This is a genomic window from Oceanisphaera litoralis (assembly GCF_016907015.1).
Lineage (GTDB): Bacteria > Pseudomonadota > Gammaproteobacteria > Enterobacterales > Aeromonadaceae > Oceanimonas > Oceanimonas litoralis.
Genome location: NZ_JAFBBE010000030.1, coordinates 1 through 18,328 on the forward strand (window position 1 = coordinate 1; position 18,328 = coordinate 18,328).

An 18,328-nucleotide genomic window follows, 5' to 3' on the forward strand; every position below is an offset into this window, starting at 1 on the left:
GTGCCGGAGCACAGCTGCGAACTGGCTTTTGACCCCGAAGAATGGCGGATCATATACGCGTCGGCGTTGCGGAAAGCCCCGCCCAAAGAGGCGCCGAGCCTGAGAACCATCATCCATCTGGTCGCCTCTTATGGCGGTTTTTTAGGACGAAAGGGAGATGGCGAACCCGGGTTGCAAACGCTGTGGCTGGGCCTGGAGCGTTGTCATGATATGGTCCGTGCCATACAGGAGACCAAGGAGTTATTGGGCTGACTTATGGGTAAAGGGATGGCCTAGGGACTGAGGGATCCCCACATTTTTTGGCACTCAACACGCATAATTTTTGCTCATTCCATCATAGGCTTCGGCAAGATCTTGTTCACTGAACTGGTAGCGATCATCTTTGACAATCTCCCTGCCGAGGAAAAAATATGACAACACGGCTCGATCACGCTCGGTATTGGCCTGGAAGTGTCGATGATATTCCTTCAGATAGGCTGCTTTGCCAATAATCAGCAACGTTAACTGGGTCAGCATGGCTATCAGCAGGAGAATTTGCAGTCGCGCCACATCACGCATGCCACTGAGTCTCAACCCCAGGTCGGTTCGATAACTCTTGGTATCTCGGAAGCCTTCTTCAACCACTTCAGTGCCTTGTATCAAGCCCCAACAAACTGCTGCAAAAATCATCTCAAAAGGTCAACAGACCCTAACCACGCCGTATCTTGAACTGCAGGAAATGGGTGGAGCAGGAAATACAGGGGTCGTAATTGCGGATCAGCCGCTCGCAGAACAGCTTGAGCTCCAAATCGCTGTGGCTCAGGCCGAAGCGGGTCACCGAGGTCTTCAGATCCTGCTCGATGCGGGCCTGATTCTGGCTGGTGGGCGGTATTATGGTGCAGGACAGCACCCTGCCCTGCTCGTCCAGCCGGTAATGATGATAGATCATGCCCCGGGGGGCCTCGGTGCAAAAGCAGCACTCCCCTGCCCTGGGCGTCACCGGCAGGCTGGCTTCGCCGGTCGGGCAGTCCATGGCCAGCAGCCGGCTGGCCTCGAACAAGGCCCAGTATATCTCCAATGCCCGGGCCTGGATGCTGGTAAACATGTTGCGACTGGGAAAGTCGAGGCCACAGTCTCCGGCCAGGGCCTTGACCTCGGCGGGCAGCCGCCCAAAATTGTTGTTCATCCGGGCCAGGGGGCCGACCAGATAGTTCTTGCCATCCAGCAGCGAATACAGGGCGGTAGAATGGGGCTCCTGGTGTTCGGCAAAATGGTCGGCGTAGTCGTCGTAATCCAGACTCAGGCCATTGCTGCTGGTGAGTCGACCGCCGTTGATGGCATAGGCATCCGGCTCGGTCAGGCTGACCCAGGTAAAATCATGAGAATAGTCGGGCAGCGTCAGCCCCGCCGTCCAACGCACCAGCTGTTCGGCGGCGGGCAGCGCCTGCCCCACCAGCCGCCTGACCTGATCCCAGCGTTCCACATCGGGCAGGCGCCCAAACCCGCCCACCTGCAACCCCACCGGATGCACGGAGCGTCCGCCCAGCAGGGTCATCAGCGCATTGCCGGCCTCCTGCAACTGCATGCCCCGCTTCAGTACCTCGGGATAGAGTTTCGCCATGGCCAGGGCATGATCGAAACCGAGAAAGTCCGGCGCCGCCAAAAAGTGAATATGCAATGCATGGCTCTGCACCCACTCCCCCAGGTTCATCAGCCGTCTGAGTTGCACCAGTTGCGTGGGCAGTGTGATGCCGAACAGCTGCTCCATCGCCTGGATGGAAGTCAGCTGGTAGGCCATGGGACAGATACCACAGATACGGGCATTGAGATCCGGCACCTCCTGATAGCCACGCCCTTCCAGAAACTTCTCGAACAGCCGGGGGGGCTCGAAGATGGCCAGATGCAGCTTGTCGATGCGATCGCCCCGGGCACTCAGCTCCAGCGAGCCTTCTCCCTCCAGCCGGGTGACGAAAGGCACCTTGAGGGAAATCTTGCGTTTCGCTTTCTTCATTCAAGCTCCCGCACATCGATTTGCTGCCAGCGTTGACTTTGTTCGCGAAAGGGCGCGCTGTGGCTGTGAATGGCGGCGAAGCGTTTGGCGATATCGTCGGGCACCAGCCCCAGACCGGCAAAGCGGTTGGCCAGGCTGTCGCAGTTCGGCTGCTCGGAGGGGCCGGAGCAGCCATAGCAGGCCCGGCCGAAGGCGGGACAGAGGGCGCCGCAGCCGGTACGCACCACGGGCCCCAGACAGGGGGCGCCCCGGGTTACCATCACGCACACCTGCTGGCGGCGCTTGCACTCCATGCACAGTTTTTCGGCCTCGGGCCTGGGCTGCACGCCGAGGCGCAGCTGGCGCAGAAAATGGCGCATCTGCTCCACCGTGATGGGGCAGCCCCACAGCTCGAAGTCTACCTTGATGTGCTCGGCCACCCCGGTGGAGGTCGCCAGGGTGGCGATAAAGTCCGGCCGGGCATAGATGGCTGCCTGCCAGGCCGGGCCATCCGCCAGGTTGCGCAGGGCCTGGATGCCGCCGCTGGTGGCGCAGGCGCCGATGGTGACCACCCGCTTGCTGTTCTGGCGCAGGGCCCGGGCCCGCTCCAGATCTTCCGGGGTAGAGATGCTGCCCTCGACAAAGGCCACATCCACCTGTCGGTCCGGCCCCTCGATACCCGCCTCGATAAAATGCAGGAACTCCACTTCTTCCAGCAGATCGAGCAATGCCGGGCCCTGATTGAGGAAGGCCAGCTGGCAGCCGGAGCAGGAGGTCAGCTTGTGTACCGCCAGGGTCAGCTTGGCCATCAGACCCCCTCCCTGCCCAGCCAGGACTTGATCATGGGATAGTGGAACACGGGGCCGTCCTTGCAGACAAAATACGGTCCCAGTTGGCAATGACCACACAAGCCCAGACCACACTGAAAATTGCGCTCCAGGCTCATATAGACGGCCTCATCCCCCACCCGCTGCAATGCCAGCTGCTTGAGCGCCGCCAGCATCATGATCTCGGGTCCGCACATCAATACCGCACAATGGGCCGGATCGAACTCGGCCAGCGTCAGCAACTCGGTCACCAGCCCCAGGCGCCAATGGTGCCGGTGCCTGTGCTCCTCGCTGGCGGCCAGCAGTACCTGACACTTGCCCAGGGTTTGCCAGCGCCGATACTGGCCCTGCCACAACAAATCCGCATGGTGCTTGACCCCCTGCAGGATCACGATGCGGCCATATTGATCCCGGTTGGCCACCGCATGATGAATGGCCGCCACCACAGGCGCGCAACCCAGCCCGGCGGTGATAAACACCAGATCCCGCCCCTGCAGCTTGGCCAGCGGCCAGCCCCGACCGAAGGGGCCACGCAGGCCCAGTTGCTGGCCGACCTGCAACTCCACCAGGGGCCGGGTGACCCGGCCCCTGGCGCGAATGGTGTGCTGCAACAGGCCCTGATCCCAGCCCATGATGGAGATGGCCACCTCACCGGCGCCGAACAGGTAGAGCATGTTGAACTGCCCGAAATCAAAGTCGAACGGCGAATGCGTTTCCAGCGCCAGGCCCAGGGTGTGCACCCCGGGCAACTCCATTGTCTTCGCCGCCAGGGTGGCGGTCATGGGCACAAAGTCAGCCATGATCATCCTCCGGCGGTTTGTCCGCCAGCAGGGCCCGGGCTTCTTCCACCAGATCGATGGCCACCGGGCACCAGGCAATGCAGCGGCCGCAGCCGACGCAACCGCTGCGACCGAACTGCTGCTGCCAGGTGGCCAGCTTGTGCACCAGCCACTGGCGGTAGCGGTGGCGGATCTCGGGCCGGACCACCTTGCCGGTAATGTAGCTGTGCTGCTCGCTGAAGCAGGAATCCCACCGCTGCACCTGCTCGGCCTGCCGGTTGCGGATGTCGCCCTCTGTATCCTGCTTCGAACAGAAACAGGTGGGGCAGACCGAGGTACAGTTGCCGCAGGCCAGACAACGCTCGGCCACCTGCTGCCAATGCGGATGATCGAGCCGGTCCACCAGCTGCGCCAGTTCGGCCTCGCTCGGCATGATTCTTTGCTGCCGGCTGGCGCCCGCCAGCAAAGCGTTGGCCTCGGTCACCTGCTTGCCGGTGGCCTTTTTCAGGGGCAATTGCGCTGCTATGGCCGCGCCCCGGTCGCTGCCGCTCTGCAGCAGGTAGCCGTCATCCAGTTCGTCGAGCAGCAGATCAAAACCAGAGCGGGCCTCGGGGCCGTCGCCGGTCGAGACACAAAAACAGGTATCGGCGCTGCGGGCACAGTTGACCGCCACGATCAGCAGTTGTTCGCGCTGGGCACGATAGAAGCGGTCGGCATAAGGCCCCGCCATAAAGTGTTGGTCCTGAATGTTCAGCGCCGCCAGATCGCAGCCCCGCAGGCCGATAAAAGCAAGCCGCTTGGGCTTTGGCGCCACGGCACGAAAACACAGCCCCTCTTCGGTATTGTCGGCTCGCCACAGCACTTGTTCGGGTTGAAACAGCCAGGGTTTGAGACCCTGGGGGCCGGTATTCCAGGCAAAGGCGCGCCGGCCGGCGGTATGCTGCAGGCGATAGCTGCCCGCGTCAGCCTGCTCCTGCCAGCCCCAGGGCAGCTCGTCCACATGGTTCAAGGGGGCAAACAGGATGGCATCGTCCTTGACCCGGGGGCCGATCACCTCAAAACCGGCCTGCACCAGCGTCTGATGCAGCAGGTGAAGATCCCCGGATGCCAGAAAGCTCCTGGTCATAAACGGGCCCGGGTCAGCAGCCAGTCATACCAGGCGTTAAGCCCCTCGCCGGTGCTGGCCGACAGCGGCAGTATCTCGACCCTGGGATTCAGCCGGCGCAGGGAGGCTTTAATCTTGTCCAGATCGACCTCCAGATACGGTTGCAGATCAATCTTGTTGATAATAACCAGCTCGCAGCCGGCAAACAGATGGGGGTATTTTTCCGGTTTGTCCTCGCCGTCGGTGACCGCCATCATCGCCACTCTGTGCCGCTCGCCCAGATCGAACAGCGCCGGACACACCAGATTGCCCACATTTTCGACCAGCACCAGGGAGCCGGGCTCCGGTGCCAGGCTGGCCAGGCCCGCCTGTATCATACAGGCATCCAGATGACAGCCGGTGCCGGTGTTGATCTGCACCGCCCGCCCGCCGCTGGCCTGAATGCGGCGGGCATCGTTCTGGGTTTGCTGATCTCCCTCCAGCACCGCCATGGTTGGCCAGTCGGTGCCTGCTCCTCTGAAGGTCGCTTCCAGCAACTGGGTCTTGCCGGCGCCCGGGGTGCCCATCAGGTTGATACAGATGATGCGGTTTTCCGTCAGCCAGTCACGATTTTGCCGAGCCAGTTCATCATTGCCGGCCAGCAGTGCCTGCTGTAATTGCAGGCTGTCACCGTCCTGCTGCAGGTGACTGTGCCTCTCGATGCCCGGCTCCGACAGCCGGGCCTTTTCGCTGGAACATCCACAGTGTCCACACATCAGCCGAATCCTATTTCCGTCAACAGCAACTGCCGTCCCGAAGTGAGAGTATAGTCGTAGCTGCCGCAGGGGCAGGCGTCACCCGGGCCGTTCGGGGTAAAGCGTCGGCTACAGGCGCGGCATTCTGCCTGGGCGGGCACCATATCGATAAACAGCTCGGTATCACTCAGGCCCGCCTCGCCCTTGACCATATCGAAACAGAACTGCAGCCGCTCGCCGTCGACGCAACTCAGGGTGCCCACCTCGATACGGATGCGGCTAATGTCCCTGTCTTGATAGGGTTCAAGCTGGTTCAGCAGGGCCCGCACCACCGACAGCTCATGCATGCTCAGCAGATCCTCGGTAATTGCAGGCCATGGGGTACCTCCAGCAGCCGTTCGCCGCCGTAAGGGGTCAGCAGGCTCAAGCGGCCCGGTGACGATGGGGCCACCACCTCGCCGACAATGCACGCATCCCGGCCCAGGGGATGGCCACGCAGCAAGGCCAGGGCCTGTTCGGCCTGCTCGGGGCAGACAACCATGGCGGCCAACCCCTCGTTGGCGAGAAACAGCGGCTCCAGCCCCAGCAGTTCGCACAGGGCCCAGGTCTGGGGGCGGATGGGCAGCGCGTTTTCAAGCAGCCGGATGGCGACCGCCGACGCCCCGGCAATTTCGCTCAATACGCCGCCCAGGCCGCCGCGGGTGGCATCACGCAGGCAGCGCACCCCGCTACACCGGGCCAGCACCGGGTGGATAAGCCCATGCAGGGCGGCACAGTCGCTGGCCAGCTCCCCCACCAGTCCCAGATCTTCCCGGGCCAGCATGACGGCGGCGCCGTGATCGCCGATATGACCGTTTATCAGTATCTTGTCGCCGGGCCGGGCCGAGCCGATGGCCAGGTTCAGGCCCGCCGGTATCACCCCCACGCCGGTGGTATTGATAAACAGTTTGTCGGCCATGCCCCGCTCCACCACCTTGGTATCGCCGGTGACAATGGTCACCCCGGCCTGGCGGGCGGCCTCGGCCATGGAGCCGACCAGACGCTCGAGCAGCGCCAGCGGCAGCCCTTCTTCTATGATAAAGGCGGCGCTCAGATACAGGGGGATGGCGCCGCCCACGGCGAGATCGTTGAGGGTGCCGCACACCGCCAGCTTGCCGATATCGCCACCGGGAAATTCCAGCGGGCTGACCACAAAGCTGTCGGTAGTCAGCGCCAGTCGATCCCCCCGGGCCAGCAACGCCGCCAGCGGCAGCCGGGCCTGATCTTCCTTTTGCAGCAGGGGTTCATCGCCGAAGGCGGTGAGAAAGAGTTCGTCAATCAGGCTGTGCATGGCGCCGCCCCCGGCACCATGGGCCAGGGTGATGGTGGTTTGCTCATGGGTCACGGCGGGTTTCCTTATGCTCGTCTTGTTCGGGATGGTACTGCTCGGGACGATATTGATAATAGGCGGCGCAGGCGCCTTCGCTGGACACCATCAGGGCGCCGACCGGATGCTCGGGCGTGCAGTGGCGGCGAAACAGCGGGCATTGATGGGGTTTGATCCGTCCGGTCAGCACGGCATTGCACCAGGCGGGCTCGGCGGCGGCCTTGATCTGCGGCAGGGATGCCAGACTGGTCGATGCATCCAGATGCCGATAGTGTTCCCGCACCCGTACCCCCGAGCCCGGCACTGTGCCCAGCCCCCGCCAGCGGCTGTCGACGTTCGACTCGAACACTTCCTCTATTACCTTCAGGGCGGCCGGATTGCCCTCTGCCGCCACCACCCGGCCATAGGCGTTTTCGATGGCGCAGCGTCCCTCTGCCAGCTGCAGCACCAGTTGATACAGGGCCTGCAGAAAGTCCACCGGCTCGAAGCCGGCGATCACCAGCGGCTTGTGATAGTGGCTGGCAATAGGCTGATAGACCCGGCTGCCGATCACCATGCTCACATGCCCCGGTCCGACGAAGCCATCGAGCCGGACCTCACCGGCCTCCAGCAAACCGATCAGGGTCGGCATCAGCCGGATATGGTGGCAGAGGAAGCGCAGGTTGGTGAGCCCCGCCTTGTCGGCGGCCTGCAGGGAACAGGCGATGCTGGGCATGGTGGTATCGAAGCCGATGGCGAAGAACACCACCTGTTTGTGCGGATTATCTTGTGCCAGCGCCAGGGCGTCGAAAGGAGAATAGAGCACCCGCACCTCGGCCCCTTCGGCCCTGGCCTGCAGCAGGCTGCCCCGGCTGCCCGGCACCCGCAGCGGATCGCCGAAGCTCGCCAGGATCACATTCTCTCGACGGGCCAGGTCGACCGCCTGATCGACCGCCTCCACCGGCAGCACGCACACCGGGCAGCCGGGACCGTGGATAAACTCGATGGCGTCGGGCAGCAACTGATGCAGCCCGAAACGGAAGATGGCGTGGGTATGGCCGCCGCACACCTCCATGATCTGCAGGGGTCGGCCCAGGCGCGCCGCCACCGGCCCGGCCGTGCGGGCAATGGCCGCCAGCAGGGCCTTGACCCGGCCGGCATCGCGAAAATCCTGGCTCAGGCTCATGGCTCGCCCTCCTCCATTTGCGCCAACGAGTCTATTTGGGCCAATAAGGCCAGGGTGCGGCTGGCTTCAGCTTGGTCTATCACCGCCATGGCAAAGCCCACATGCAGCAGCACCCATTCGCCGATCAGGGCCGAAGGGTCACGCCCCTCGAGAGCCAGCAGGGCGATATTGATCTGCCGGCGCACCCCGGCGGTCTCCGCCAGCGCCAGCCCGGCGTCGGCATCCACCATGGCCACCACCCGGGCCGGTATTCCCAAACACATAAGCCTCTCCCTGGCAGCTAGCTGCCGTTTTGCGCCACGTAAATGGCCGCCTACTGGTGCCATTGTTTGTAGGGTCGAATTTATTCGACCAACGGCGTTACACGCCAGACCGGCGGTCCAATAAATTGGACCCTACGAGACGGGCAATTGCGCCAGGGCTATGGCGGCCTGGCCCAGGGCGATGCCGCCGTCGTTGCAGGGCACCTGGCTCTGGGTCAGCACCCTCAGCCCCATGGCGTCCAGCTCCTCGATCAAGGGTTCCAGTATCAGGCGGTTCTGCATCACGCCGCCGCTCAGGGCCACAGTAGTAAAAGCCACCCCCTGCTGTTGGCGCAAGCGCCGCACCATGTTGCATAGCCCTCTCACTAAACTTAGGTGAAAATTGGCCGCCAGCACCGCTTTGTCCTGCCCCGCGAGCAGACCCTCGAGCAGCGCCGGCCACAATGGGGCCGGATCCAGCTGCCAGAGTTCGCCCTCGCGGCTCAATGTGAAGTCATAACAGGTGTTGGCCGGTGCGCCCTCGGCCAGGGCTTCCAGCTTCATGGCCGCCTCGCCTTCAAAGCTCAGTTCAAGTGGCGCCACGCCCAGCAGCGCCGCCACCGCATCGAACAGGCGCCCCGCCGACGAGGTCTGGGGAAAGCGCGCCGCCATCTTCAGCAAGGCTTCGGCGCGGGCGTCGGTCAAACAGCTAAGAGCCGGCTGGGCGGCGGCCAGCTCTGCAATTAAAGGGGACCTAAAGGAAAGACCCTGCGTCAGTTGGGCCAGCAGGTTGCGCCAGGGCTGGCGACTGGCCTGATCGCCCCCCAGCAGGGGAAAGGGCCGTAACCGCCCCAGCCGCCGATAACCGGCGTAGTCGGCCAGCAGACATTCCCCGCCCCACAGGCTGCCGTCATCACCCAGGCCCAGGCCGTCGAGCACGATGCCGAGCACCGGTTCAGCGGGCGGATGGCCGTTTTCCACCAGGCAGGACACCAGATGAGCGTGATGATGCTGTACCCGCATCAGTGGCAAGCCGCGCTCTTGCGCCAGCCTCGCACCCAGACGAGAAGAAACATATTCGGGATGCAGATCGACGGCGATGGCCCGGGGGGCCATGCCCAGCAGCCCGGGCAGACCATCGAGCTGCTGTCGCAAGGCATCCAGACAGGCCGGTGATGACAGGTCACCTATATGGGCGGACAAAACAGCCTGGCCGTGACCGGTGACGCACAGGCTGTTCTTCAGATCCGCCCCCAGCGCCAGCACGCTACCATTCAGCCCCGCCGGCAGTTTAACGGGATCCGGCACATAACCCCGGGCCCGGCGGACCAGTCGGGGACGCCCGGCCACCACGGCCTTCACCGAATCGTCGCAGCGGTGCAGTATGGGTCTGTTATGCAGCAGAAAGCCGTCGGCCAGGGTGGCCAGGGCCGATAACGCCTGCCGGTTGTCGGTACAGAGGGGCTCGCCACCGGCATTGCCCGAGGTCATCACCAGGGGGCCGCCGACCTCGCTCAGCAACAGCCAGTGCAACGGCGAACTGGCCAGCATCACGCCGATACAGGCCATGCCCGGCGCCAGTGCCTCGGGCAAGATCCCGGGCATGGCCTGCCTGAGTCGTGCCTTCGGCAACAGCAGTATGGGCGCCGCCGGGCCGGCCAGTTGTGTCCGCTCGGCCTCATTCAACGTGAAAAAGGCCTCTATCCCGGCCAGATCCCGCAGCATAATGGCGAAGGGCTTGGCGGGCCTGTGCTTGCGCCGGCGCAGCCGGGCGATGGCCGTTGCCGAGCCCGCATCGCAGGCCAGCTGAAAACCCCCGATGCCCTTGAGCGCCAGTACCCGGCCCTGTTTCAGCCAGTTGGCGCACTGGGCCAGCAAGGATGCCGGTGGCCCTTCCTGCTTTCGGCCTTCGGCATACTGCAGCCAGATGTGCGGGCCGCACTCGGCGCAGGCGATGGGCTCGGCATGAAAGCGACGGTTGGCCGGGTTGATGTATTCCTCGAGGCAGGCGGCACAGAGCGGAAAGTCTGCCATGGCTGTGTTGGCCCTGTCCCAGGGCAGGGCCCGAACAAGGGAGTAACGGGGGCCGCAGTCGGTACAATTGATAAAGGGATAGCCATAACGCCGGTTATTCGGGTCGACCAGCTCGGCCAGACAGGGGGGGCAGATGGCCAGATCCGGCGGGAAGCGGGCGCCCTGCTCGCCACTCTGGCTCTCTATTACCGCAAAATTCCGGGGAGCGACATCAAAGGCAACTGGCTCGGCCGCTATGCGGTCGATGCGGGCATGGGCGGGACATTCGGCCCGCAGCCGACGGCAAAAGTTCGCCACGGCGGCGGTATCGGCAGCCAGCCGGATCTCGACCCCGGAGCCGATATTGCCGACACTGCCCGACAATCCCAGCTCGGTGGCCAGCCGGTAGACAACCGGACGAAACCCCACCCCCTGTACGCAGCCGGTTACTCGCAACCGGCTGCCCGCCAGCGCATCATGATGCTCGCTCCCGGTCGGGATGGCCGTGCTTCTATCGGGATCCGTATATTGACTCATGGCTGACTCATGGCTGACTCATGGCTGACTCCTGGATTGCCTTCCTGCTGGCAGCAGCTCGTCGGTCACATAATCATGCAGCCGCTGGCACAGTGCCGGCAGGGCCCGTTCTACCTCGTCACTCAGGGACCCATGGCAGGGGGAGAACCGGCGCCCGCCGATGGCAAACATATCGATAATGGGCACCGGCGACACCAGCAGCGGCACCAGCGCCAGCAGCCCCTTGATGCCACCGCCATGCTCCAGGCCGGTGTCGCCCGCCAGTGAATCCGCCTGCACATTGAACCGCTGGTATATCTCGCCCTCGTGGCCCGGGCTCAGCAAGGCATCCACCAGTATCACCCGCCGGCAATGCCGGAACAGCGGCAGCAGGCTGACGCCACCGGTGCCGCCATCGACCAGCTCGACCCCGGCGGGCCAGGCCAGCGCCCGTGACAACGCCAGCGCCTGTATGCCGGCGCCATCATCCCCATGCAGGGGGTTGCCCAGATAGACAATTCGCACGCCGGTGTCTGCCTGCATCCCCGCCTCCTTCTCCCATCACCCGCATGTTTGCCAAGATACCGCCGGCCTGCATACCGCCAGCCGTCCCCAGCCCTGGTACTTCATGCCCTGGTACTTCATGCCCTGGTATCGCATGCCCCGGTACCTCGGTCTTTCAAATATGGTTCAAAGATCGCGTCAGCACGCCATGCTCGTGTAACGAACAGGCTCAAAGTCAGCCCGGGGGCAGCAGCTGGGGCGCCGTCCTGGCCAAAGCCAGATACACTCGCAGGCTGGCATAGGCATCGTTGGCGGCATAGCTCTGTTGGGCGGGGGATAACGACGCCGCCGCCCAGTTTGACAGGGTCACCTTTCTGGATTTGGGTAAATACTCACCCAGCACGATGGCCACCGCGGCCTGCAGCCCTACCTGCTGGCGGTATCCCAGTCGCTTGACCGCCACAGACAGCTCTATGGTGGTACGCAATCCAACCCCAAGCAGGCGCTGTATCGGCCCGCGATCCGACTTGAGCCCAAATCCAACCTTGATAATCTGATCCGACTGAAGTATCTCGGACATCAACGCATGACCTGCCAGGTGTTTAGCCGTAAACAAAAAGGCATGTTCGGGGCTGGCCAGCTGCACAACATGCGGACCGGTACTGGCCTCCCCCGCCATAAAGGTCGGCTTGCTCTCGGTATCAAAACCGACGTGGGTGCAGTTGCCCAGCTGCGCACGGGCAAAACTCACCTGCTCGGCACTCTCGACCAGGTGGATGTTATCCAGAGGCAAGCCGCTAAACTCGGGGAGCTCTCGCATGTCGTTTTTGGTGGGTCTTTCCAGGTACTGACGAGCGTCCATATCAGCCTCATGCTATTAATTAAATATTAATTAAACTATTAATTAAACATCCCGAAGCCGAGGTTAGCATCACCAACTCTGGAGACATAATTGATGAGCGACAATAAACAGCACGCAGTCAGCACCGGCAAGTGTCCGGTCATGCACGGTTCTCGTACCAGACTGGGTGGCCAGGGCACGGCCAACCTTCACTGGTGGCCGAACCAGCTGAACCTCAAGATATTGCACCAGAACACCGCCGAGCTAAGCCCCCTGGGCGCAGAATTCAACTACGCCGACGCCTTCAGGAGCCTGGATCTGCCGGCGGTCAAGCAGGATTTGCATGCCCTGATGACCGACTCCCAGGACTGGTGGCCGGCCGACTATGGTCACTATGGCCCCTTCTTCATCCGCATGGCCTGGCACAGCGCCGGCACCTATCGCATCGGCGATGGTCGCGGTGGCGCCGGCAGCGGCGCGCAGCGCTTTGCCCCGCTCAACAGCTGGCCCGACAACGGCAACCTGGACAAGGCCCGTCGCCTGCTGTGGCCCATCAAGCAAAAATACGGCAACAAGCTGTCCTGGGCCGATCTGCTGGTGCTGGCCGGTAATGTGGCACTGGAGTCCATGGGCTTCAAGACCTTTGGTTTCGGGGGCGGTCGTGAAGATATCTGGGAGCCGGAAGAAGACATCTACTGGGGCGCCGAGGAAGAATGGCTGGCCACCAGCGACCAGGCCAACAGCCGTTACGCCGGTGACCGCAAGCTGGAAAGCCCGCTGGCGGCGGTGCAGATGGGCCTGATTTACGTCAATCCGGAAGGCCCGGACGGCAACCCGGATCCGCTCGCCTCGGCCTTCGACATTCGCGAAACCTTTGCCCGCATGGCGATGAACGACGTTGAAACGGTTGCCCTCACCGCCGGTGGGCACACCTTCGGCAAGACCCACGGCGCCGGCGACCCCGCTCACCTGGGCCCGGAGCCGGAGGCGGCCCCCCTCGAGCAAATGGGCCTGGGCTGGCACAACAGCATGGGCACAGGGGTGGGGGAAGACGCCATCACCAGCGGCCTGGAAGGCGCCTGGACCCCCACCCCGACTCAATGGGACATGAGCTACTTCGACACCCTGTTCGGCTACGAGTGGCAGTTGACCAAGAGCCCCGCCGGCGCCCATCAGTGGATCCCGAAAGACGCGGCCGCCAAAAACACGGTGCCGGATGCACACAACAAGAACAAACGCCATGCGCCCATGATGTCCACCGCCGACATGGCGATGCGGCAAGATCCGGCCTACCGCAAGATTTCAGAGCATTTTCATACCCATCCGGAGGAATTTGCCGACGCCTTCGCCCGCGCCTGGTACAAGCTGACCCACAGAGACATGGGCCCCCTCTCGCGCTACCTGGGCCCCGAGGTGCCGCAAGAAGCGCTGCTCTGGCAGGATCCGGTGCCGGCCCTCGACCACGAGCTGGTGAACGAGCAGGACATCGCCAGCCTCAAGGGCACGCTGCTGGCATCGGGGCTGTCGGTCTCCGAGCTGGTGACCACCGCCTGGGCGTCGGCGTCCAGCTTTCGCGGCTCCGACAAACGCGGTGGCGCCAACGGGGCCCGCATTCGCCTGACCCCGCAGAAACACTGGGAAGCAAACCAGCCGGCGCAACTGGCGAAGGTGCTCAACACCCTGGAAGGCATTCAGACCGCCTTCAATCAAGCACAAACCGGCAACAAGCGGGTGTCGCTGGCGGATCTCATCGTGCTGGGCGGGGCCGCCGCCATCGAACAGGCCGCCAAAGATGCCGGACACCCCATTGAGGTGCCGTTCGCCCCGGGCCGCACCGATGCCACCCAGGAGCAGACCGACGTGGAGGCCTTTGCGCCGCTCAAGCCGGAAGCCGACGGTTTTCGCAACTATCGCCGCACCAAATTCACGGTGTCGGACGAAGAAATGCTGATCGACAAGGCGCAACTGCTGCAACTGAGCGCGCCGGAAATGACGGTACTGGTAGGGGGCTTGCGGGTGCTGGATGCCAACTATCGCCAGGCACAGCACGGCGTCTTTACCCGGCGCCCGGAAACGCTGAGCAACGACTTTTTCGTCAACCTGCTCGACATGGGCACTGTGTGGGCACCCGCCGCCGGTGAAGAAGACGTGTTTGAAGGACGGGACAGCAAAACCGGCAACGTGAAGTGGACCGCTACCCGCGTCGACCTGATCTTCGGCTCCAACTCCCAGTTGCGGGCGGTGGCGGAAGTGTATGCCCAGGCTGATGCCAAAGAGAAATTCGTGCGTGACTTCGTCACCGCCTGGAACAAGGTGATGAACGCGGACCGGTTCGATTTGGCCTGAATGGTCATCCCCATGTTAAACCCGTCGCCCCCGCGATAGCCCCGTCACCCCCGCAATACCCCCGCAATACCCCCACGTCACCCCCGCAATACCCCCCGTCACCCCCGCGAAGGCGGGGGTCCATGTTGTATACGTTTCAACTCCCCTTCACGATTCAGATGAAACACATCCAGATCCCGGGCCAGAAACAGCCGACCATGGTAATGGGCGCGCGCCTCCTGCTCGATGTCCTGAATGGTCAGGCCGGCGCCGCCGTCTTTATAGCGAGGGCTGAAATGAGTCAGGATCAGATTGGGCACCGACGCCTGGGCGGCAAATTGCGCAATGGCCATGGCCGAACTGTGTTGCGGCCCGGGCCCTACCTTGTTGGCGATAGCCTGGGTAAAGGTCGCCTCGTGTACCAGCACCTGAGCCGAGCCAAGCCGCCCGGCAAGCAAGGCCGGCGTATCGTTGTCACCACCGACAATCACCTTGCATCCAGCTCGGCTGGCCAACAGATAATCGTGTCCGTCAAGCACCCGCCCGTCTGCCAGTATTACCTGCTCCCCCCGCTGCAACCGTCCCCACTCGGGCCCGGAAGCAATGCCGTCTGCTTTCAGCTTGTCCACGTCTAGCTTGCGGGGCTGCCCGGTCTCGACAAACTCATAGCCAAAGGACGGTACGCGATGCGACAAGGGCAGTACCGAAATATCAACCCCCTCGACCGCCACCACTCCGGTCAGTGTCGCGACGTCGATAAAATGCAGCGAATAGCCAAGCGTCAGGTGAGTGGCCTCTTGGGTCGCCGCTATCCAGCCTTGCAAGGCGGCGGGCCCGATGATGGTGAGCGGCGCACTGCGCCCCGTCAAGGCCGCGCTGGCCAGCAGACCCGGCAGCCCGTAACAGTGATCTCCATGTACATGGGTGATGCAGATAGTCTGCAGAGAATGTAACGACAGAGAAGTATGCAGTAGCCGGTGCTGGGTACCTTCGCCACAGTCGATCAGAATCCAGGGCCTGACGCCGGCTTTTTTCAGCGCTATCCCCGAGACATTGCGGCTCTTGGTCGGCGACCCCGAAGAAGTGCCTAAAAAAATGATGTCCATGCTTTGCCCTTCGCTCGTTGCCTGGCGTCTCTTCCGCTGGCCCAGGCATCCTTTCATGCGCCGTCAGCCTGTCTATGATCCCATGTGTGCAGGTGAGCGGAAAAAGACTGCCAGCCAAACGGTGACATCGTCTGGCCGGGTATGGCTGACCTTATGCCTGTCATGGGCGGAAATATGAATGAAATCGCCTTCGTTCAGGGTAACGATTCGGCCATCTTCAAACGTCAGGGTTCCCGACCCTTCCAGCACCATGACCCATTCGTCCTGGTCCTGATCGTACCAGCCCGTCTCGGGCGAAGTGTGTCCGCGGGAGACAATGCGCTCTATGCGAACATTCGGCGTGTTGAGCAAGTCAAGAAACTGCTCGTTTGACAGATCCGACGGTATATTTTCAAACATGTTTTTCATGGCGCTCTCTGTGTTGCCTTGCAATATGAAACCCTGATGAATGAACCGGTTATGGGTTCCTGACAACCCCCCAATGCCGCTGCATTTCAAAATACAGAAAGGACGCCGTCCAGGTAATGAGTACCAGACCGGTCAGCGACTCTATTCCCGTTAAATATCTCATGTCTCCATTTGGTTGTATATCGCCAAAGCCCAGGGTTGTAAATACGGTAAATGAGAAATACCCGCAATCCATCAGGCTGTTGTTGAAATTCCCCGTCAAACGCCCCCAACCCTCTGCTTTATTCATGAAGTAATAAGCAATGGCAAAGATCCATATTTCGAAAGCGTGAGCTATTAAGGCACCACAAACACCGAAAACAATTCGATAGCGGTGATTTATTTTCATCTTGGGAATATACAAGGTGATGCGATAAAGAAACTCGTAATGAACCATCACAGCAACAGCCACTACCATTATATTAATCAAAAAAACAGAAATCATATTTCCTCACCATTCCTTGGTATTGTTGTTGACACCCGGTTTCAACAAGCATAATAAAGTATAACGCCTCACGTCACTCGACATCATTTACATGGAGATAGGCGGAGACCCGGTTAATGCTGTCAAACCTACATGTGAAGGTTTCCCAACCAGCAGGCGGGCACCGAGTGTGAGCCATACACTGAGATAAAGGCTCAAAAAAGCCCCATTTAATAAAATGGGGCTCATGAATATACTCTGGTCATGATAACTCTTCTTCTTTTTATTGAAGTCACTCTCACAGCTACAGATCCGACATTAACTGTTCATATTCTTTTATGGCATTATCGATGACTTCACAGAGCTCGAGCGCATCCCTGCGTGAGAGCGTCAAACAAATCTCTTTATGAGCGGAACAGCTTTCATCTTCACAAATCAAATTGACGCCCTGTCGACCGTCCTTGAAGTGAACATGGTCAAACTCACTGGTAACATGTTGTTTGCTTTCGAGAATATTAACGTCTATCGTGCCCTCGGGGTTGACCACTATGTTGACATGCTGATGCTCACCGTCTTGTGAGGTATAGCTACACTGCTTGGCTAACATCTTTTTTCTCCTTCATAGTTAAAGGCCGGAATTCATTGTAGGACAAAAGCAGTCGTGTTCAAAAAACAACCACATTGGTATGATAAAAAAATCTTACCAGTTTTTTATCATGCAAAAGCATTACGTCCACATAGGTTCAATACCTGGACTGCACTGGATCTGGCCGGCGTGCGGGCGGGCATTGGGGTGGGCGTGATCCGCTCCCTCCGGCGCCGACAGCCGGGCCTGGTCAATGAGCCCCCGATCGGCTACGGCCCTTTCGTGATGAACAACGAAGCCGGGACAAGACAAGCAATAACCGATTTCAAGACGGGAACATTTGCCGACGCCTCTCATGCATTTTCTTCGGCTTCGCGTATACGCTCCTTACGTTCCTGCGCTTCTTCCATCGCCGCTTTTATTTCTTCCAGTACGGAATCTACATCGGCGCTGTCGCTGTCATCTTCAAACTCTCCACTGAGTGTCGAGTTGGGGGTTAAATTACCTTCTTCGAACAGTGCCCACATTTCTTTGGCGTATTGCGTGTGTAACAAGGCGGGGGCAAAATCGCCATAATAGCGCCGCATATTATTGACGTCGCGGGCGAACATGGCTTCTGCGCTATTATTGGCGGCGGCATTGACCGCTTGTGGCAGGTCGATAATCACAGGGCCGCTATCATCCACCAGTACGTTAAATTCGGATAAATCACCGTGTATGATGCCTGCGCAAAGCATGAGCTTGATGTAATGCATCATGATGGCGTGATCTTCAATCGCCTGCTCTGCCGACATGGTCACTTCACCGAGTTGTGGAGCGACATGACCCGCTTCGTCGGCGACCAATTCCATTAGTAATACGCCATCAACACAACCAAATGTTTCGGGTACGCGCACCCCGGCATTGGCCAATCGGGATAAGGCATCAACTTCGGCATTCTGCCAGATTTTTTCCTCCAGCTGGCGACCATAGCTTGAACGCTTTTCCATGGCACGCGCCTGACGACCACCGCGAACTTTGCGCCCTTCCTGATATTGCGCCGCTTTTTTGAAGCTGCGTTTAATGGCATCTTTATAGATTTTGGCGCACCGAATGTGCTCACCGCAACGAACAACAAAAACATCGGCTTCTTTGCCGCTCATCAGGCGGCTGATCACTTCATCGATTAAACCGTCATCGACGAGAGGCTGTAGGCGTTTGGGTATTTTCACAGGCGGTCTGCTAAGTAAATGTGGCTATCAATCATTATTTTATCGAGTATCTTGTATGTTTGTTTGGGTATGTTGAACAGGCATGATATCACCTTTAAGGATTAAATCAGGTGACTTGCAAGCCTGACGCCTGCCTCAAGCCCGAGCCGATCCGGGTACACAGCTCGG

20 protein-coding genes are annotated in these 18,328 nt (G+C 60.9%); 2 read left to right on the forward strand and 18 right to left on the reverse strand.

What is annotated here, in order from left to right; all coding sequences use genetic code 11:
- Positions 1 to 252: IS4 family transposase (locus HNR62_RS14950; protein WP_275588112.1), on the forward strand; the 252-nt coding region annotated here is incomplete at its 5' end.
- Between the two features lie 54 nt (positions 253 to 306).
- Here HNR62_RS14950 and HNR62_RS14955 read toward each other — a convergent pair.
- The 13 genes from HNR62_RS14955 to HNR62_RS15015 form a co-directional block, all read right to left on the reverse strand.
- Complete coding sequence (locus HNR62_RS14955) at positions 307 to 624, reverse strand: hypothetical protein (protein WP_204796878.1); 318 nt, start codon at positions 622 to 624, stop codon at positions 307 to 309.
- 64 nt (positions 625 to 688) lie between these two features.
- Positions 689 to 1,990: a Ni/Fe hydrogenase subunit alpha gene (locus HNR62_RS14960; protein WP_204796879.1), complete on the reverse strand. Its 1,302-nt coding sequence runs from the start codon at positions 1,988 to 1,990 to the stop codon at positions 689 to 691.
- Positions 1,987 to 2,778: an NADH-quinone oxidoreductase subunit B family protein gene (locus HNR62_RS14965; protein ID WP_239552845.1), complete on the reverse strand. Its 792-nt coding sequence runs from the start codon at positions 2,776 to 2,778 to the stop codon at positions 1,987 to 1,989. The genes HNR62_RS14960 and HNR62_RS14965 overlap by 4 nt, the downstream gene beginning before the upstream one ends.
- The gene (locus HNR62_RS14970; protein WP_204796880.1) at positions 2,778 to 3,596 is read right to left on the reverse strand and encodes an FAD/NAD(P)-binding protein; all 819 of its coding nucleotides are present in this window, start codon (positions 3,594 to 3,596) and stop codon (positions 2,778 to 2,780) included. Before HNR62_RS14970 ends, HNR62_RS14965 begins: the two co-directional genes overlap by 1 nt.
- Positions 3,589 to 4,701 carry a 4Fe-4S dicluster domain-containing protein gene (locus HNR62_RS14975; RefSeq protein WP_204796881.1) on the reverse strand — a complete coding sequence of 371 codons (1,113 nt, stop codon included), beginning with the start codon at positions 4,699 to 4,701 and terminating at the stop codon, positions 3,589 to 3,591. Before HNR62_RS14975 ends, HNR62_RS14970 begins: the two co-directional genes overlap by 8 nt.
- The gene (gene hypB / locus HNR62_RS14980) at positions 4,698 to 5,435 is read right to left on the reverse strand and encodes a hydrogenase nickel incorporation protein HypB (RefSeq protein ID WP_204796882.1); all 738 of its coding nucleotides are present in this window, start codon (positions 5,433 to 5,435) and stop codon (positions 4,698 to 4,700) included. The genes HNR62_RS14975 and hypB overlap by 4 nt, the downstream gene beginning before the upstream one ends.
- Positions 5,435 to 5,761, reverse strand: a complete 327-nt coding sequence (locus tag HNR62_RS14985) for a hydrogenase maturation nickel metallochaperone HypA/HybF (protein ID WP_204796883.1) — start codon at positions 5,759 to 5,761, stop codon at positions 5,435 to 5,437. The genes hypB and HNR62_RS14985 overlap by 1 nt, the downstream gene beginning before the upstream one ends.
- A 2-nt stretch (positions 5,762 to 5,763) precedes the next feature.
- Positions 5,764 to 6,798, reverse strand: a complete 1,035-nt coding sequence (hypE, locus tag HNR62_RS14990) for a hydrogenase expression/formation protein HypE (protein ID WP_204796884.1) — start codon at positions 6,796 to 6,798, stop codon at positions 5,764 to 5,766.
- The gene (gene hypD / locus HNR62_RS14995; RefSeq protein ID WP_204796885.1) at positions 6,788 to 7,945 is read right to left on the reverse strand and encodes a hydrogenase formation protein HypD; all 1,158 of its coding nucleotides are present in this window, start codon (positions 7,943 to 7,945) and stop codon (positions 6,788 to 6,790) included. The genes hypE and hypD overlap by 11 nt, the downstream gene beginning before the upstream one ends.
- On the reverse strand, positions 7,942 to 8,208 hold the full coding sequence (locus tag HNR62_RS15000; RefSeq protein ID WP_204796886.1) for a HypC/HybG/HupF family hydrogenase formation chaperone: 267 nt from the start codon (positions 8,206 to 8,208) through the stop codon (positions 7,942 to 7,944). Before HNR62_RS15000 ends, hypD begins: the two co-directional genes overlap by 4 nt.
- Before the next feature lie 132 nt (positions 8,209 to 8,340).
- Positions 8,341 to 10,737 carry a carbamoyltransferase HypF gene (gene hypF, locus HNR62_RS15005; RefSeq protein WP_204796887.1) on the reverse strand — a complete coding sequence of 799 codons (2,397 nt, stop codon included), beginning with the start codon at positions 10,735 to 10,737 and terminating at the stop codon, positions 8,341 to 8,343.
- Between the two features lie 18 nt (positions 10,738 to 10,755).
- Positions 10,756 to 11,259, reverse strand: coding sequence for a hydrogenase maturation protease (locus HNR62_RS15010; protein WP_204796888.1), 504 nt, complete (start codon positions 11,257 to 11,259; stop codon positions 10,756 to 10,758).
- 196 nt (positions 11,260 to 11,455) lie between these two features.
- A complete protein-coding gene (locus HNR62_RS15015) occupies positions 11,456 to 12,082 on the reverse strand; it encodes a 3'-5' exonuclease (RefSeq protein WP_204796889.1) in 627 nt (208 codons plus the stop codon).
- A gap of 93 nt (positions 12,083 to 12,175) precedes the next feature.
- Between HNR62_RS15015 and katG the strand changes: the two genes are divergently transcribed.
- Complete coding sequence (gene katG, locus HNR62_RS15020) at positions 12,176 to 14,407, forward strand: catalase/peroxidase HPI (RefSeq protein WP_204796890.1); 2,232 nt, start codon at positions 12,176 to 12,178, stop codon at positions 14,405 to 14,407.
- 98 nt (positions 14,408 to 14,505) lie between these two features.
- Here katG and HNR62_RS15025 read toward each other — a convergent pair whose 3' ends face one another.
- The 5 genes from HNR62_RS15025 to HNR62_RS15050 all read right to left on the reverse strand — a co-directional run bounded on the left by HNR62_RS15025 (position 14,506) and on the right by HNR62_RS15050 (position 18,160).
- Positions 14,506 to 15,492, reverse strand: coding sequence for a ribonuclease Z (locus HNR62_RS15025; protein WP_204796891.1), 987 nt, complete (start codon positions 15,490 to 15,492; stop codon positions 14,506 to 14,508).
- A gap of 72 nt (positions 15,493 to 15,564) precedes the next feature.
- Positions 15,565 to 15,900: a cupin domain-containing protein gene (locus HNR62_RS15030; protein WP_204796892.1), complete on the reverse strand. Its 336-nt coding sequence runs from the start codon at positions 15,898 to 15,900 to the stop codon at positions 15,565 to 15,567.
- Positions 15,901 to 15,949: 49 nt separating this feature from the next.
- The gene (locus HNR62_RS15035; protein ID WP_204796893.1) at positions 15,950 to 16,384 is read right to left on the reverse strand and encodes a potassium channel family protein; all 435 of its coding nucleotides are present in this window, start codon (positions 16,382 to 16,384) and stop codon (positions 15,950 to 15,952) included.
- Between the two features lie 283 nt (positions 16,385 to 16,667).
- Positions 16,668 to 16,970, reverse strand: a complete 303-nt coding sequence (locus HNR62_RS15040; protein WP_204796894.1) for a hypothetical protein — start codon at positions 16,968 to 16,970, stop codon at positions 16,668 to 16,670.
- A gap of 332 nt (positions 16,971 to 17,302) precedes the next feature.
- Complete coding sequence (locus HNR62_RS15050) at positions 17,303 to 18,160, reverse strand: PA4780 family RIO1-like protein kinase (RefSeq protein WP_204796895.1); 858 nt, start codon at positions 18,158 to 18,160, stop codon at positions 17,303 to 17,305.
- Between the last annotated feature and the right edge of the window lie 168 nt (positions 18,161 to 18,328).